Origin of the sequence: Mesorhizobium sp. M0018 (assembly GCF_040323955.1) — a bacterium.
Lineage (GTDB): Bacteria > Pseudomonadota > Alphaproteobacteria > Rhizobiales > Rhizobiaceae > Mesorhizobium.
Window position 1 is genome coordinate 38,136 of sequence record NZ_JAMYVL010000006.1, and the last position, 13,871, is coordinate 52,006.

At 63.3% G+C, this 13,871-nt stretch carries 15 protein-coding genes; 8 read left to right on the plus strand and 7 right to left on the minus strand.

All coding sequences use genetic code 11. The features are described 5' to 3' along the window. From NKJ81_RS10270 to NKJ81_RS10280, 3 genes are all read right to left on the minus strand, one after another. Positions 1 to 723 carry a UdgX family uracil-DNA binding protein gene (locus NKJ81_RS10270; protein ID WP_352470171.1) on the minus strand — a complete coding sequence of 241 codons (723 nt, stop codon included), beginning with the start codon at positions 721 to 723 and terminating at the stop codon, positions 1 to 3. Positions 724 to 809: 86 nt separating this feature from the next. Beyond that, complete coding sequence (locus tag NKJ81_RS10275) at positions 810 to 2,231, minus strand: glutamine synthetase family protein (RefSeq protein WP_352540365.1); 1,422 nt, start codon at positions 2,229 to 2,231, stop codon at positions 810 to 812. A gap of 14 nt (positions 2,232 to 2,245) precedes the next feature. Next, on the minus strand, positions 2,246 to 3,628 hold the full coding sequence (locus tag NKJ81_RS10280; protein WP_352540366.1) for an aspartate aminotransferase family protein: 1,383 nt from the start codon (positions 3,626 to 3,628) through the stop codon (positions 2,246 to 2,248). 157 nt (positions 3,629 to 3,785) lie between these two features. Between NKJ81_RS10280 and NKJ81_RS10285 the strand changes: the two genes are divergently transcribed. Further along, entirely contained in the window at positions 3,786 to 4,241 is a 456-nt protein-coding gene (locus NKJ81_RS10285; protein ID WP_352540367.1) for a hypothetical protein, read from the plus strand. 8 nt (positions 4,242 to 4,249) lie between these two features. Here the strand turns inward: NKJ81_RS10285 and NKJ81_RS10290 are convergent, their stop codons facing one another. Both NKJ81_RS10290 and NKJ81_RS10295 read right to left on the minus strand, forming a co-directional pair. Next, the gene (locus tag NKJ81_RS10290) at positions 4,250 to 5,224 is read right to left on the minus strand and encodes a WD40 repeat domain-containing protein (protein ID WP_352540368.1); all 975 of its coding nucleotides are present in this window, start codon (positions 5,222 to 5,224) and stop codon (positions 4,250 to 4,252) included. 144 nt (positions 5,225 to 5,368) lie between these two features. Continuing rightward, positions 5,369 to 6,430, minus strand: coding sequence for a CobW family GTP-binding protein (locus NKJ81_RS10295; RefSeq protein WP_352540369.1), 1,062 nt, complete (start codon positions 6,428 to 6,430; stop codon positions 5,369 to 5,371). Positions 6,431 to 6,627: 197 nt separating this feature from the next. Here NKJ81_RS10295 and NKJ81_RS10300 point away from each other — a divergent pair, with 197 nt between their 5' ends. Together NKJ81_RS10300 and NKJ81_RS10305 are read left to right on the plus strand one after the other, a co-directional pair. Next, complete coding sequence (locus tag NKJ81_RS10300; protein ID WP_352540370.1) at positions 6,628 to 7,350, plus strand: intradiol ring-cleavage dioxygenase; 723 nt, start codon at positions 6,628 to 6,630, stop codon at positions 7,348 to 7,350. A 203-nt stretch (positions 7,351 to 7,553) separates the two neighbouring features. Continuing rightward, positions 7,554 to 8,036: a MarR family winged helix-turn-helix transcriptional regulator gene (locus NKJ81_RS10305; RefSeq protein WP_254816029.1), complete on the plus strand. Its 483-nt coding sequence runs from the start codon at positions 7,554 to 7,556 to the stop codon at positions 8,034 to 8,036. A gap of 1 nt (position 8,037) precedes the next feature. Here NKJ81_RS10305 and NKJ81_RS10310 read toward each other — a convergent pair whose 3' ends face one another. Next, a complete protein-coding gene (locus tag NKJ81_RS10310; RefSeq protein WP_352540371.1) occupies positions 8,038 to 8,910 on the minus strand; it encodes an AraC family transcriptional regulator in 873 nt (290 codons plus the stop codon). A 52-nt stretch (positions 8,911 to 8,962) separates the two neighbouring features. On the opposite strand from NKJ81_RS10310, the gene NKJ81_RS10315 reads away from it, so the two are divergent. From NKJ81_RS10315 to NKJ81_RS10335, 5 genes are all read left to right on the plus strand, one after another. Continuing rightward, a complete protein-coding gene (locus NKJ81_RS10315; RefSeq protein ID WP_352540372.1) occupies positions 8,963 to 9,370 on the plus strand; it encodes a DUF2000 family protein in 408 nt (135 codons plus the stop codon). 197 nt (positions 9,371 to 9,567) lie between these two features. Further along, complete coding sequence (locus NKJ81_RS10320; protein WP_352540373.1) at positions 9,568 to 10,452, plus strand: DMT family transporter; 885 nt, start codon at positions 9,568 to 9,570, stop codon at positions 10,450 to 10,452. A gap of 68 nt (positions 10,453 to 10,520) precedes the next feature. Further along, on the plus strand, positions 10,521 to 11,543 hold the full coding sequence (locus NKJ81_RS10325) for a LacI family DNA-binding transcriptional regulator (RefSeq protein WP_352540495.1): 1,023 nt from the start codon (positions 10,521 to 10,523) through the stop codon (positions 11,541 to 11,543). After that, positions 11,540 to 12,520, plus strand: coding sequence for a 2-hydroxyacid dehydrogenase (locus NKJ81_RS10330; protein WP_352540374.1), 981 nt, complete (start codon positions 11,540 to 11,542; stop codon positions 12,518 to 12,520). The genes NKJ81_RS10325 and NKJ81_RS10330 overlap by 4 nt, the downstream gene beginning before the upstream one ends. A gap of 154 nt (positions 12,521 to 12,674) precedes the next feature. Then, a complete protein-coding gene (locus tag NKJ81_RS10335; protein ID WP_352469876.1) occupies positions 12,675 to 13,070 on the plus strand; it encodes a hypothetical protein in 396 nt (131 codons plus the stop codon). A 14-nt stretch (positions 13,071 to 13,084) separates the two neighbouring features. Here the strand turns inward: NKJ81_RS10335 and NKJ81_RS10340 are convergent, their stop codons facing one another. Next, positions 13,085 to 13,858 carry a gamma-glutamyl-gamma-aminobutyrate hydrolase family protein gene (locus tag NKJ81_RS10340; RefSeq protein ID WP_352540375.1) on the minus strand — a complete coding sequence of 258 codons (774 nt, stop codon included), beginning with the start codon at positions 13,856 to 13,858 and terminating at the stop codon, positions 13,085 to 13,087. Between the last annotated feature and the right edge of the window lie 13 nt (positions 13,859 to 13,871).

Here is a 13,871-nt window from a genome sequence, read left to right on the forward strand (position 1 = left end):
TCAGGCGGCCATCAGCTTTTTCACCGCTCTCATATCCTGCAGGAACCGGTCGCGTTCTGCCTGCCTGTCCGCCGGCTCGCGAATGCGCAGGATGAAGGACGGGTGGATGGTGACGAAGACACGCAAGCCATCGTCACGCTCCACGACGGCCCCGCGCATCTTCATGATCGGCACCACCTTGCCGAGCAGCGCCTGCGCCGCCGTTGCGCCGAGCGCCACCGCCAGATTGGGCTTGATCAGATCGATTTCCTTGTCGAGCCACCAGCGACAAGCCTGCACCTCGCCGGCGTTCGGCTTGGAGTGGATGCGCCGCTTGCCGCGCGGCTCGAACTTGAAATGCTTGACTGCGTTGGTGACGTAGACTTTCAGCCGATCGACGCCGGCATCGTCCAGGATCGCGTCGAACACCTTGCCCGCCGGACCGACGAAGGGCTTGCCCGCCAGGTCCTCCTGGTCGCCCGGCTGTTCGCCGACGAAGATCACCTTGGCTTTATCAGGGCCTTCACCGAACACGGTCTGCGTGGCGTCGTGCCATAGCGGACAGCGGCGGCAGATCTTGGCCGTTTCGCGCAGTTCAGGAATCGTCCTGGCGTCGATTTCTGTCGTTTCCGGAGACTTGCTTGCAGGCAAGCGTCTTGCCTGCACTTTGGCATGGTGCGGCGTCGGGGTTGTCTGCATCCTGGCGATCATGACTAAGGCGGCCTTGCTCGCTCCTGCAATCAGACACGCAATGAGCAAAGCCCGCCGAAGGTTCCGCTGAAATTATTCCGCATGGGCCTTCACCGGCGGATGGCCGACGATGTGATGCCCTACACCTCGTGCAGATAGAGGTGATAATCCAGTTCGCTGACCGTGCGCGCCACGCGCAGATATTCCGACTGCTTGATCGCCACGAACGTCCGGTGCAGGTCTTCGCCCAATGCGCCCTTGAGGAAGGTCGACGCCCTTGCCGCCTCGATCGCGGCACGCCAGTCGACCGGCATCGTCGTGCGCGTGACGGCTGATTCGTAGCCATTGCCGGTGGTTTCGGGACCGGGATCGAGGCCCTCGTCGAGGCCTTTGACGACACCGGCCAGCACCGTTGCCGCCACCAGGTAAGGATTCGCGTCGACGCCCGATGGCCGGTGCTCGATGCGGCGGTTCCTGGCATCGCCGGCCGGCACACGCAGTGCCACCGAACGGTTGTTGACGCCCCAGGTCGGCGCCACCGGCGCATAGGATTGCGAGACGAAGCGCCGCCATGAATTGGCGTGCGGCGCGAAGACCAGCATCGATTCCGCCATCGTCTGGATCAGTCCGCCGAGGCCGCGCAGCAGCGGCAGCGACCAGCTTTCGCCGCCGGTTTCGGCAAAGACATTCTTGCCGGCATCGTCTAGCAGCGAGACGTGAAAATGCATGCCCGAGCCGGCATATTTCTCGATCGGCTTGGCCATGAAGCAAGCGGTGACACCATGACGGCGCGCCTGCGCCCGCACCAGTCGCTTGAGCATGACGAGATCGTCGGCCGCCCGCATCACATCCTTGCGGTAGTTGAGCGTCAGCTCGTACTGGCCGGGCGCATATTCCGAGATGACCGTCTCGGCCGGGATGCCTTGCACCTTGGCTGCGGCGTAGATGTCGGAAAACAGCGGCTCCATGCCGTGCAGATGGTCGACGGAATAGACCTCAGTCTTGGCCGAGCGGCGTCCGTCAAGCACCGCGTGCGCCGGCTGCACCTTGCCTTCGGCGTCGCGCTCGTTGGCGAGCAGGAAGAATTCGAGCTCGAAGGCGCCGGCCGGATGCAGGCCCTGGGCCGCGAGGATGTCTACCTGGCGGGCGAGTGCCAGCCGCGGGTCGGACGACATCGGCTGGCCATCGAGATGGTACATCGCCATCAGCACCTGACCGCGCGGCGGCTGGGTGCCGAACAGCGGCACCAGTGTGCCGGGGATCGGCCACGCCCGCAGGTCGCCGTCGCCCGTCGTCCAGATCAGCCCGGTCTCGTGAACATCCTCGCCGGTGATGTCGAGGCCGAGGATCGAGATCGGCATGTGCCGGCCCCCCTCGAAGATGCTCATCAACTCATGCCGGCGCACGATCTTGCCGCGCCCGACGCCATTGGCGTCGGTCAGCACGATGTCGAACGCTTCGATCTCGGGATGAGCGTCGAGAAAGGCCAGCGCCTCGGCGGGCGTCGAGCCCGAAGGGGATGCCGTGACCAGGTTCAAACTTTGCTTGGGCGCTTGTTTCATGCCGCAAGCTTGTCTCACGCCGTAAGCTTTGCCGCAACCGCGCCGAAGGCAGTGATCAGCCGGTTCACCTGGGCGGCGCTGGTCGCAGGAGAGATCAGCATCATGTTGTGGAAGGGTGCGATCAGCACGCCGCGATTGACCAGCGCGACATGGATTGCCGCCTCGAGCTCCGGCACGTGCGCAGCCTCCGCTTCGCCGCCGTTCCTCAGCGGGCCCGGCGCGCAGATGAACTCGACACGGGCACCGACGCGAGCAACATGCCAGGGCAGACGATAGCGATCGATGACGGCGGTCAGCCCGGCGTCGAGCCGCCGCGCCAGATTGTCCATATGGCTGTAGTTCTCGTCGGTCATGACATATTCGAGCGTGGCGCGCATCGCTGCGAATTGCAGCGGATTGGCCGACAGCGTTGTCCCCATGCCGGAGTAGCCGGGCTCTTTCCGGCTGATATAAGCGGCATAGCGGGCCGCAACGTCTTCGCTCATGCCCCAGACGCTCGCCGGTACGCCGCCGGCAATCGGCTTGCCTAGCACGAACAGGTCCGGCTCCAGCCCGTATTTGCTTGTATAGCCGCCGGGACCGGTCGAGATTGTATGCGTCTCGTCGATTAGAAGCAGCGTGCCGGTCGCACGGGTGAGACGCCGCAAGCCATCATGAAAGCCGGCTTCGGGCAGCACCATGCAGGAATTGGTCAGCACCGGCTCGGCGATGACGCAGGCGACATCGTTGCCCCGGAGTGCCGCGTCGAGCGCCGGCAGATCGTTGAACTCGACGACATCAGTCGCCCGCGTCAGGTCGCGGAACTCGCCGGCCAGTCCCGGTCGATTCACCGCTTTCCCGGCGACCAGCCGCACCATCGTCTCGTCGACCGAGCCATGATAGCAGCCGTTGAAGACCAGTATCTTCTCCCGGCCGGTAACGGCGCGGGCAACCCGCAGCGCGAAGCGGTTGGCGTCGGTCGCCGTCGTCGCGATCTGCCAGAACGGCAAGCCGAAACGCTGCTGCAGCAGCGGCCCGATGGCGAGCGCGTTCTCGGCAGGCAGCATGTAGGTCAGGCCGCGTCCGGCCTGCCTGCGGATGGCGCGTGCGACCGGCGGCGGCGAATGACCGAACATCGAACCGGTGTCGCCAAGGCAGAAATCGTCGAGCCGGTTGCCGTCGATATCTCTGATGATGGCGCCCCTGGCACTATCGACAAGGATCGGGAACGGCGTCGGCCAGTCGTTCATCCAATGCATCGGCACGCCGCCGAAGAAGCCGGGCAGGCCATTGCCGATTTTCGCCATCGATTTCGGCCGCGCCCGGCAGAAGACTTCTGCCTCGGTCGCGCGCAACTCGGCGATCCGGGCCGGGCCGATGCCGCCGATGGAAGTCTTTGCATGGTTCATGACGTTCATGGCGGCCCTCTCAGTCGCACATTAGACAATCGGCGGCCGCTACCGCAATTGGCCGGGCGGCTGCCCTGTGTTGGGTCAGCGGTCATTTGAATGAAAACAGGCGCTTGACCGCGAGCCGCCTTCGGGCGCCAATGGTACTTCGGCTGGAGGGCATAAGATGGTGCGGGCGACCGTCTGCGCAACAACGCTGCTGTCGTCGGTTGGTGCGGCTCTGGCGTCCGGCGGCATCTGGTGTTCCGCCGAGGATGCAGCCGTCAAATTTCAGATCGGTGCCGGGGTCACCAGAGGCATGGGCGGGCCGACCTTCAATTTTAGCGGTGAGCTCGAGATTCTGGGCAGGCCGGCTGCCGACAGTCTGCGCAAGACGGTGTTCGAGGATCAGAACCTCACGCAATATTGGCTCGACAACAAGGAATTGCGGCTGCTCGTCTACCACGAACGGCAGGTCGAAAACGCCTACGGCTACGTCGAACTGGCGATCCTGACCAAGGCCAGCGACGAAGGCGTCTATGACGGCCGCTATTTGCTCTCAATCTATGATGGAACGGCCGAGGCCGAAAAGGACGGCAAGCAGGCTGAATTGACCGGCAAAGTATCTTGCGGAGCCGAGTAAGTAACAGGCTACGCCGAAATATCGATGACGCCGCAGTCGCCAGCAGCGCTGCCAAAGGCGACGCGGCGCTCTTCCTTGTCCCACATCATCGAAGTGACGGCGCCCTTGCCGGGCCGGCGCAACAGCACTTCCTTGGCGTCGGCGAAGCGCACCGCCATCACCATCCCGTCATCATAGCCGATAGCAACGACGTCCTGGCTCGGGTGACAGGCGACGGAGGTGACCATCGCATTGCCGCGCGTGCCGAGTTCCAGCGGCGCCTTGCCCATCGGCCCGTCCTTGCCCGAAAACGGCCAGACGATCGCCGCCGGTGCGCCGGAACTCGCCAGCCATTTGCCCTTGGCGCTCCACGACAGGCTTTTCACCTTGCCGGGGTAGCCGGACATGCGCATGTGCTTGCCGTCGGCGAGCTTCCAGCCATGCAGCGCGTTTTCCTGCATGGAGGTGACGACGAAGCCGCCGTCCGGCGAGAAGGTGATGCCGGTGTGGGCGCCGGCCCATTCGAGCTCGACCGGCTTGCCGTCGGCAGCCGGGAAGTGCAGCGTCGCGCCATTGTAGCGGGCAACGCCGAAGCGCATGCCTTTGGGCGAGAAGGCCAGCCCCTCGACCGAGCGCGGATGCGAGAATTCCCTGGTCTTGCCGTCGGCAAAACGCACATAGGCAATCTTGCCCGAAGCATAGGCAACAGCGCCTTGCGGCCCGGCGGCGACGCTGGTTATCCATTTTTTGCCTGCGGTCGCCAATTCCGTTGTATTGCCGCCTGGGGTCACGGCAAAGATCCTGCCGTCCTCACCACCGGTGATCAGTCGGTCGTTTGCCGCATCATGGAAGGCGGCGAGCATTCCGTCATTGGCCTGCACCGTCTTGTGGCCATGGTCGAGCCGATGGATTGTGCCGTCGGCCAGCGCAAAATGCGGCACGTCGCCGAGAAACACGGCGGCGAGGCAGTGGCCTTCGAGATCGAGCGGGGCGACTGTCGGCATGAGAGATCATTCCGTTCGAGATTTCTGCTGCCTCACCCTTAAGGGGTTGAGCTGCGGGTCTCAACCCGTGCTTCGGATCGTGGTGAGGAGAGACCGCCAGCGTTTAGGCTGCACTTCTCTCAGAAGGAAGAAAGGGCAGCTAAATCAAGCGGCCTGGCAGGCCTCGAAGCTTGTCTTCAGTCGCTCGGCGTCGAGTTCGCGGCCGATGAACACCAGCCGGCTCTCGTGCTTCTCGTTGTCCTTCCAGGCGCGCTGGTGGTCGCCCTCGATGATCATGTGCACACCCTGGATGACATAGCGCTCGTCATCGCCTTTCAGCGCAATGATCCCTTTCAGCCGCAGGATGTTCGGGCCTTCCATTTGGGTGACCTTCTCGATCCACGGGAAGAACTTTTTCGGGTCCATCTCGCCGCCGCGCAGCGACACCGACTGCACAGTCACGTCATGGATGTCGGAAGGGTGCGCATGATGATGCCCGTCATGATCGTGGTGATCATGGCCGTCGTGATCATGGTGATGGTGGTCATGATCATGATGGTCGTGATCGTCATGCGCCTCGAGGAAGTGCGGATCGTTCTCCAGCGCCCGGGACAGGTCGAACGCACCGCGATCGAGCACCTCGGACAGCGCCACGCTGGCGCGCGTGGTGCGATGGATTCGTGCCGCCGGGTTGATGGCGCGGATCGTCGCCTCCACCTTGCTCAGCTCTTCGGGGGTGACCAGATCGGTCTTGTTGAGCACGACGACATCGGCAAAGGCGATCTGGTCCTCGGCCTCGCGGGAATCCTTGAGGCGCAGCGGCAAGTGCTTGGCGTCGACCAGCGCCACCACCGCATCGAGCCTGGTCTTGGAACGCACGTCGTCGTCCATGAAGAAGGTCTGCGCCACCGGCACGGGATCGGCGAGGCCTGTGGTCTCAACCACTATGGCGTCGAAGCGGCCAGGCCTGCGCATCAGGCCTTCGACGACGCGGATCAGGTCGCCGCGCACGGTGCAGCAGACGCAGCCATTGTTCATCTCGTAGATTTCCTCGTCGGATTCCACGATCAGCTCGTTGTCGATGCCGATCTCGCCGAATTCATTGACGATGACGGCGTAGCGCTTGCCATGGTTTTCCGAAAGGATGCGGTTGAGCAGTGTCGTCTTGCCGGCGCCGAGATAGCCGGTGAGGACGGTTACGGGGATCTGCGTCTGTGCGTCGCTCATATTGTGCCTCGAATAGGGATTGTCGGCTCCATATAGGATGTGTGCTCGGCTTTTGCACGAGGCAAACCGGTGGGCCAAAGAGGGGCTGGTATTGCCGAACTTTCCTCACATTACCGAACTTTCATTGGCGCCGCCTGACAGCGGGCCCTAGACAGGCGGGGTCATTTACGGAGCTGTTCGCGTTGAAGAGGCGCCAGATGTCCGACAAGTCCTTGCCACTGAGCCGTCGGCAGGCGCTCGGTCTCGTTGCGGTTACCGCTGGCGGCATATTCCTGCCCGCCGGTGCAAGGGCCGGGCAGGTTTCGCCCTATGCCGGGCTTGCTTTGTTCGAGGCCGGTGCCGGCGTCTGCGCCATCACGCCCGAGGTCACCGAAGGGCCGTTCTATTTCGACCCGAAGCTCGAACGCGCCGACATCACCGAGGGCAAGAAGGGCATCGCCCTCAATGTGCGGCTGCAAATCGTCGACGCCGCCTGCCGCCCGCTTCCCGGCGCACGCGTCGATATCTGGCATTGCGATGCCCAGGGCGCCTATTCCGGATATCCCGGACAGGGCGACGGGCAGGATATCGACACGTCCGGCCAGAGCTTTCTCCGCGGCTGGCAGAGAACCGATGAAAGCGGCATCGCTTCTTTCGCCACCATCTATCCCGGCTGGTATCGTGGCCGCACCACCCACATCCATTTCAAGATCTTTCCCGACGACCGCTCGGTGATGACCGGCCAGATGTTCTTCCCCGACAGCCTCAGCGAGCAGATATTCGCCACCGTCGCGCCCTATAAAGATCGCCCCGGCAAACGCGATACATCGAACGCGCGGGACGGCATTGCGCGGCAGGCCGGGCTGCTGTCGCAGGCAGCGCTGCGGGAAATGGCGGACGCCTATCAGGCGTTGATGGTGGTCGCGGTGAAAGCCGGTTGAGAACGCCTCGTCACGTCCCCATCCAGCCATTGCGGAAAGTCGTTTGTCATCTAACTGAAATAAACATCTGGCATTAGCCACGGCGAACACCGCGAAGCTTGCCGGCAAAGCTATTTTCCGAGCCGGAATGTTTTCGATCGTCATTGCCAACCGGCGGCCTGCTTCTATGCTGTCCGCTCCGGTTCGGCCGAGGAGGGATGAGCATGGCCAAGGCGGACAAGACTGCAACAATGAGCCGGCTGCATTCGGCGGCGCGGCTGGCGCGCACGGCGCTCGCCGCCCGGCTTCTAGCGCATGGTTTCTATGCCGGCCAGGACCAGATCATGCTGGCGCTCGACCGCGAGGACGGGCAGACGCCCGGCAACCTTGCCGGCCGCCTCGGCGTGCGTCCGCCGACCATCACCAAGACCATCAACCGGCTGCAGGCGCAGGGCTTTCTGGAGAAGCGGGCCTCGTCCGCCGATGCCCGCCAGGCGCATATTTTCCTCACCGACACCGGTCGCGAAATCATCCACGCCATCGAGAAGTCGGTGAAGAAGACCGAAAAGCAGGCATTGAAGGGTCTCGACAAGAAGGACCAGAAAGCGCTGTTCAAGCTGCTTGCCCGCGTCGAGGCGAACCTGTCGAACGGCGAAATGGTGCTCCCGGATGACGAACTGGATATCGAAGACAAGATGCTTGAATAGCTCACGCGTTCGCCGCTGACGGCCGCCGCGTCAGTGCCGACCAGCGTCCCGGTGTGACGCCGAACGCCTTCTTGAAATGCCGATTGAAATGGCTTTGATCACTGAAGCCGGCTGCGATGGCGATTTGCGCCAGCGGCTCGTCGGCTTCGATCATCCGACGGGCCCGCTGAAGCCGGCGCATCACCAGGAACCGGTGCGGGCTGGTGGAGAAGGTGGCGCGGAAATGCCGCGAAAGGGCATAACGGTCCAATCCGGTTATCGCCTCCAATTCGTCTGAACGTACAATCCGCGCGACATTTTCCTCCAGATAGTCGCGCGCCAGGCTGGCGGCGCGCCACGCCGTTTTCGCTACCGGTTTCGCCGGCTGACCGGCGTGCCGGGCCAGGCTTTGCATAAGCTGCGTCATGAAATCGACGACAAACAGCTCGTCCAGTTCCTGATCCAGCGGCCCGAGCGCCGAAAGCAGCGTCGCGCGGAGATCGCGGTCTGTCACCACGGCATTCCCGACGAATGGCAGTGATCCGCCGCCGAGACAATCGAGCATCAGGGACGGCTCCAAATAGAGCATTCTGTATCGCAAGCCGTCTTCGGTGCCGGCACCGCCATCGTGCAGTTCGTCGGGATGAAGGATAATTATCTGGCCGGGCAAGCTCTTGTGCATTTGGCCGCGATAGCGGAAGCGCTGCACGCCATAAAGCGTCACCCCGATCGCATAGGTGTCGTGGCGATGGAGATCGAAGGCATTGCCGTGGAACCGGGCCTCGATGCGTTCCATCCCGGCAGCACCGGGTGCCGGTACGATGCAGTTCTCGGCTGCATCCACGCACAAACGTCCAAGACCCTGAAAGGCTTCCCGGTCTAGATCGTGCGCCATAACTTCACTCGCAGCCTCGGATTGGCCCCCTTTTCGGATTGGAAACTGTCGCATGTTCGATACGAAATTTGCAATCGTCCTCAAGGATGATCTTCCCGTCTGGCAAAAGCTCAATGTCACCGCCTTTCTGACCAGCGGCATCGTCGCGCAATTTCCCGACATTATCGGCGACCCCTACCGTGATCGCGCCGGCAATATCTACAACCCGCTGTCGATCCAGCCGGTCATCGTGCTTTCGGCGGACGGCCAGACGCTCGTCGCGATCCAGAGGCGGGCGCTGGAGCGTGGTGTGACGGTTTCGCTCTATGTCGAGGAAATGTTTTCGACCGGGTATGATCTGGCCAACCGCGCCGTCTTTGCCGAATTTGCGCCGGAGGATGCCAAGGTGGTCGGCATCGCGCTTCGCGCCGAAAAGAAGCTCGTCGACAAGATCACCAAGGGCGCCCGCATGCACGCCTGAGTCGTCGGCCACTAGGTCGGCCACTGGGAAACAAACTGAGCCTGTCGGCGGCTGTCGTTGTGCCAGCCTGTTTTGGCTTGCCCGCAGGCGACAATTACCGCATTGGTGAGGGACCGCCTTGCTTCCCGTCCGGCCTGAAATTGAATGCTCCCCCAAGACATGACGAAAGCGCGACATCGCCAGCGGCGATCGTGTGCATGCTTTCCGTCTATGTGTTTTTCACCTTCCTCGACACCAGCAGCAAGTACCTTGTGCTGGCCGGCGTCTCGGCGCTGATCGTCGCCTGGACCCGCTTCGCGGTCCATGTGCTGATCGTCGGCGTCTTTCTGCGCGGATGGCGCGAGCCGCTGCGCTTTCGTCCCGCCAACCTGCCGGCGCACATCACGCGCGGTCTGCTCCTGTTCGGATCGACGATGTTCAACATTCTGGCGCTGCGGACGCTGCAACTGGCGGAAACCACCTCGATCTACTTCTTCGGCCCGATGGTGATCACCGCGCTTGCCGGTCCGTTGCTCGGCGAATGGGCTGGCTGGCGGCGCTGGCTGGCCATCATGAGCGGCTTTGTCGGCGTCCTCATCATCACCCGGCCGGGCGTCGGCGTTTTTGGCGTCGGCCATCTCTTTGCGCTCGGCTCGATGCTATCGAACAGTTTCTACGTCATCATGACGCGCCGCATGTCGGCTACGGAAACCTCGGAAAGCCTGATCCTGTTTTCGGCGCTGGCGCCGGCCGTGCTGCTGCTGCCGACACTGCCGTTTTCGCCTTCGCTGCCGCAGGATGGCTGGCACTGGTTCATATTGCTGATGCTTGGCGTCTTCGGCGCCATCGGTCATTGGCTTCTTGTGCAGGCCTATCGCCTTGCCACCACCACGGCCCTGGCTCCCTATCCCTATTCGCAGATGATCTGGATGATCATCTCCGGCCTGATCGTCTTCAACCAGTTTCCCGATCGCTGGACGCTGGCCGGTGCCACAGTCATCGTCGCCAGCGGCCTCTACATCGTTCACCGCGAGCACCGGCTCCGCTTGCGCAACCGCGCAACGCTGGGCGCGGAGGCGGAAGCGCTGGCAAAAAAACTTTGATTTGCTCGGAATCGATGGCATAAGAGCCGGCCTTTAAACAGTTTAAATTGCTTCGGGAGCGCAGGGCGCTGGCACAGAAGATCAAGCTTTCGACCATCGCGGATGCGCTCGGCGTGTCCACGGCCACGGTCTCGCTGGCCTTGCGCGACAGCCCGCTGGTCGCCGGCGGCACCCGCGATCGCATCAAGGAACATGCACGCGCCATCGGCTATATCTACAACCGCCGCGCCGCCAGCCTGCGCACCTCGCGCTCGGGCATAGTCGGCGTCGTCGTCCACGACATCATGAACCCGTTCTTTGCCGAGATATTGCGTTCGATAGAGAGCGAGCTCGACCGCAGCCGGCAAACCTTCATCCTGTCGAACCACTACGACCAGCTCGAGAAACAACGCACTTTCATAGACACGCTTCTGCAGCTTGGCGCTGACGGGGTCATCATGTCGCCGGCCATCGGCACGCCGCCCGAAGACATAATCTTGGCCGAGGAGAACGGTCTCCCGGCAGTGCTGATTGCACGCACCGTCGAAGGTGCCGACGTGCCGGTGTTTCGCGGCGACGACGCCTATGGCACCGGGCTTGCCACCAACCATCTGATCTCGCTTGGCCACAAGCGCATCGCCATGATCGGCGGTACCGACCAGACGTCGACCGGCCGCGACCGCTATCAGGGATATGTCAACGCCATGGAGGCGGCAGGGCTTGAGGTCAGGCCGTCCTGGCGCATCCCCGGCCCGCGCACCAAGCAGGCCGGCTTCGAGGCGGCCGGGCAGTTCCTGGCGCTGAAGGACAGGCCGACCGCGGCCTGCTGCTGGAACGACCTCGTCGCCATCGGCCTGATGAATGGCATTGCCCGCGCCGGGCTGGTGCCGGGCATCGACATCTCGGTTACCGGCTACGACGACCTCGAGGAAGCGGCGATCGCCACGCCGGCGCTGACTACCGTGTGGAACGGCCAGCGCGAGGTTGGCCGCCGCGCCGCCAGCGCGCTGCTCGACAAACTCAACGGACAGACGGTGCGGCCGTCGCAGGAACTGATCAAGCCGGAACTGCATGTGCGCCAGTCGACCGGCAAACCGGTGGAACGTGCATGACAAAAACCGAACAGCAAGCTGTTACCATTCTGGTGCCGGGCCAGTTCAACGACCATGCGGTCGGCCGCATCGACGGGGCGTTCAGCCGCGTCCGGATCGAACGCGCCGATCCGTCGCTGGTCACCGACGAGATGCGTCATACGGTGCGCGGCATAGCCGCCTTTGGCGGCATAAGCGCCGCGTTGATGGACGCGCTGCCAAAGCTCGAGATTATCGCCAATTTCGGCGTCGGCTATGATTCGGTCGACATCCGCCACGCCGCACGGCGCGGCATCATGGTCACCAACACACCGGATGTGCTGACCGAAGAGGTCGCCGATACGGCGCTCGGCCTGTTGATCAATGCCGTCCGCGAACTGCCGCGCGCCGAGGCCTGGCTGCGCGACGGAAGCTGGCTGAGCAACGGCAACTATCCGCTGAGCCGGCTGACTTTGCGCGGTCGCCATGTCGGCATCTTCGGCATGGGCCGCATCGGCCTCGCCATTGCCCGGCGGCTCGATGCTTTCGGACTGCCCATCGCCTATCACAACCGGCGCCGCGTCGAAGGCCTGTCCTATGACTATCACCCGACGCTGAAAGGTCTCGCCGAGGCGGTCGACACGCTGATCTCGGTGGCGCCCGGCGGGGCCTCGACGGAAAAGGCCGTCAATGCCGAAATTCTCTCGGCTCTTGGGCCGAACGGCGTCTTCGTCAATATCGGCCGGGGCAGCACGGTCGACGAACCAGCCCTTGCCGCCGCACTTGCCAGCGGCAGCATCGCCGCTGCCGGGCTAGACGTCTTTGCCGACGAGCCGAATGTGCCAGCGGCGTTGCTTGCCGCGCCCAACACCTCGCTTTTGCCGCATGTCGGCTCGGCGTCCGAGCATACGCGCCGCGCCATGGCCGACCTTTGCGTCGACAATCTGGTCTCGTGGTTTTCGCAGCGCAAGGCGCTGACGCCGGTGCCGGAGACGGCAAATGTCAAGGCAAGGCCGTAAGCGGGCTGCCATATCTATTAACTTCAGCTTAACCCTTCGGAATCATTCTGGTCCCCTCGCAGTGTATGTCCGCCTGACAGGACATGACAGCAAGATGAAGCGCGCCTCCCTGATCTCTTCGAACCGGCGCGCTTGAAATGCGCGGAGAACCAGGATGAAGACGCTTCCTGCATTGATGGCAGTCGCTGTGCTGTTCGGCAGCGCCCAGCTGTTTTACGCCGGTAGCGGTGAAAGCCGTGCGGCCAGTGAGTCACCGCTTTCATCCGGCAACTACAGGCTGGTAGCCCATGGCAACGAGGGGTCTTGTGCGGTCAGCCGCGGCGCCGAGATTTCGCAAGGCCTGTCGCTGTTGACGGTCGCAGCAAATTGCCGCCGGGTGTTGCCCGGCGTCGAGCAGGCGAAGTTCTGGCGAGAGCAGGATGACGGCACGGTCACCTTCAGCGCCAACGGCACCGATCCGATCGTCATGTTCTCAGTCGCCGACGGCGATGGTTACGAATCCTACGCGCCGGCGCTGCCGCTGCTGACGCTGGCGTCAGCCGGCAACTAGCGAGCGCGGCAGGACTATTCCGCGGCTGCGCGCACACCCGATTTCGCCGCCTGATGCAGGCGCACCGCATCGCCGAATGCGCGAAATATCTTTACCGAGATACTGTCCGATTTGACCCAGTATTCGGGATGCCACTGGACGCCGACAGCGAAAGCCCGTGCATCGCGCACCGAAACCGCCTCGACAGTGCCGTCGGCGGCGACCGCTTCGACCTGCAGCTTTGGGCCAAGCCGGTCGATGGCCTGGCGATGCACCGAATTGACCATGATATCGCCGGCGCCGAAGACCCCGGCCAGGCAGCTGCCGGGTTTTATCGCCACGCTCTGGCGGATGGCGAAGCGTTCGTCCTGATTGTCGCTTGCCGGCGCACGATGATCGAGCGAACCGGCGCGTTCCTGGATTTCGGTGGCCAACGTGCCACCCAGCGCCACATTCATCTCCTGGATGCCGCGGCAGATGGCGAGCAATGGCACCCCGCGCTCCACCGCCCGGCGGATCAGCGGCAACGTCGTCGCGTCGCGGGCGGAGTCGTAAGGACCATTGGCTTCGCTGGCGTCACCGCCATAGAGCGAGGGATGAACGTTCGATTTGGAGCCGGTGACCATGACGCCGTCGACGGCGGAAAGCAGTTCGTCGAAGTCGAGCCGGTCGCCGAAGGACGGTACCAGCAGCGGGAACACGCCTGCACCCGAAAGCGCCGCTTCGAGATATTGCTGTGGCGCGGCATGCCAGGTGTAATTGTCGAACTGGCGGACATCGGTCGATACGGCGACGAGCGGCTGGTGCATTTGGTCCGGATCC

Bases quoted from the DNA above. Each gene is read 5' to 3' on its own strand.
- NKJ81_RS10275 (WP_352540365.1), bottom strand. From the start codon at position 2,231: ATGAAACAAGCGCCCAAGCAAAGTTTGAACCTGGTCACGGCATCCCCT.
- NKJ81_RS10280 (WP_352540366.1), bottom strand. From the start codon at position 3,628: ATGAACGTCATGAACCATGCAAAGACTTCCATCGGCGGCATCGGCCCG.
- NKJ81_RS10285 (WP_352540367.1), top strand. From the start codon at position 3,786: ATGGTGCGGGCGACCGTCTGCGCAACAACGCTGCTGTCGTCGGTTGGT.
- NKJ81_RS10290 (WP_352540368.1), bottom strand. From the start codon at position 5,224: ATGCCGACAGTCGCCCCGCTCGATCTCGAAGGCCACTGCCTCGCCGCC.
- NKJ81_RS10295 (WP_352540369.1), bottom strand. From the start codon at position 6,430: ATGAGCGACGCACAGACGCAGATCCCCGTAACCGTCCTCACCGGCTAT.
- NKJ81_RS10300 (WP_352540370.1), top strand. From the start codon at position 6,628: ATGTCCGACAAGTCCTTGCCACTGAGCCGTCGGCAGGCGCTCGGTCTC.
- NKJ81_RS10305 (WP_254816029.1), top strand. From the start codon at position 7,554: ATGGCCAAGGCGGACAAGACTGCAACAATGAGCCGGCTGCATTCGGCG.
- NKJ81_RS10310 (WP_352540371.1), bottom strand. From the start codon at position 8,910: ATGGCGCACGATCTAGACCGGGAAGCCTTTCAGGGTCTTGGACGTTTG.
- NKJ81_RS10315 (WP_352540372.1), top strand. From the start codon at position 8,963: ATGTTCGATACGAAATTTGCAATCGTCCTCAAGGATGATCTTCCCGTC.
- NKJ81_RS10320 (WP_352540373.1), top strand. From the start codon at position 9,568: ATGCTTTCCGTCTATGTGTTTTTCACCTTCCTCGACACCAGCAGCAAG.
- NKJ81_RS10330 (WP_352540374.1), top strand. From the start codon at position 11,540: ATGACAAAAACCGAACAGCAAGCTGTTACCATTCTGGTGCCGGGCCAG.
- NKJ81_RS10335 (WP_352469876.1), top strand. From the start codon at position 12,675: ATGAAGACGCTTCCTGCATTGATGGCAGTCGCTGTGCTGTTCGGCAGC.
- NKJ81_RS10340 (WP_352540375.1), bottom strand. From the start codon at position 13,858: ATGCACCAGCCGCTCGTCGCCGTATCGACCGATGTCCGCCAGTTCGAC.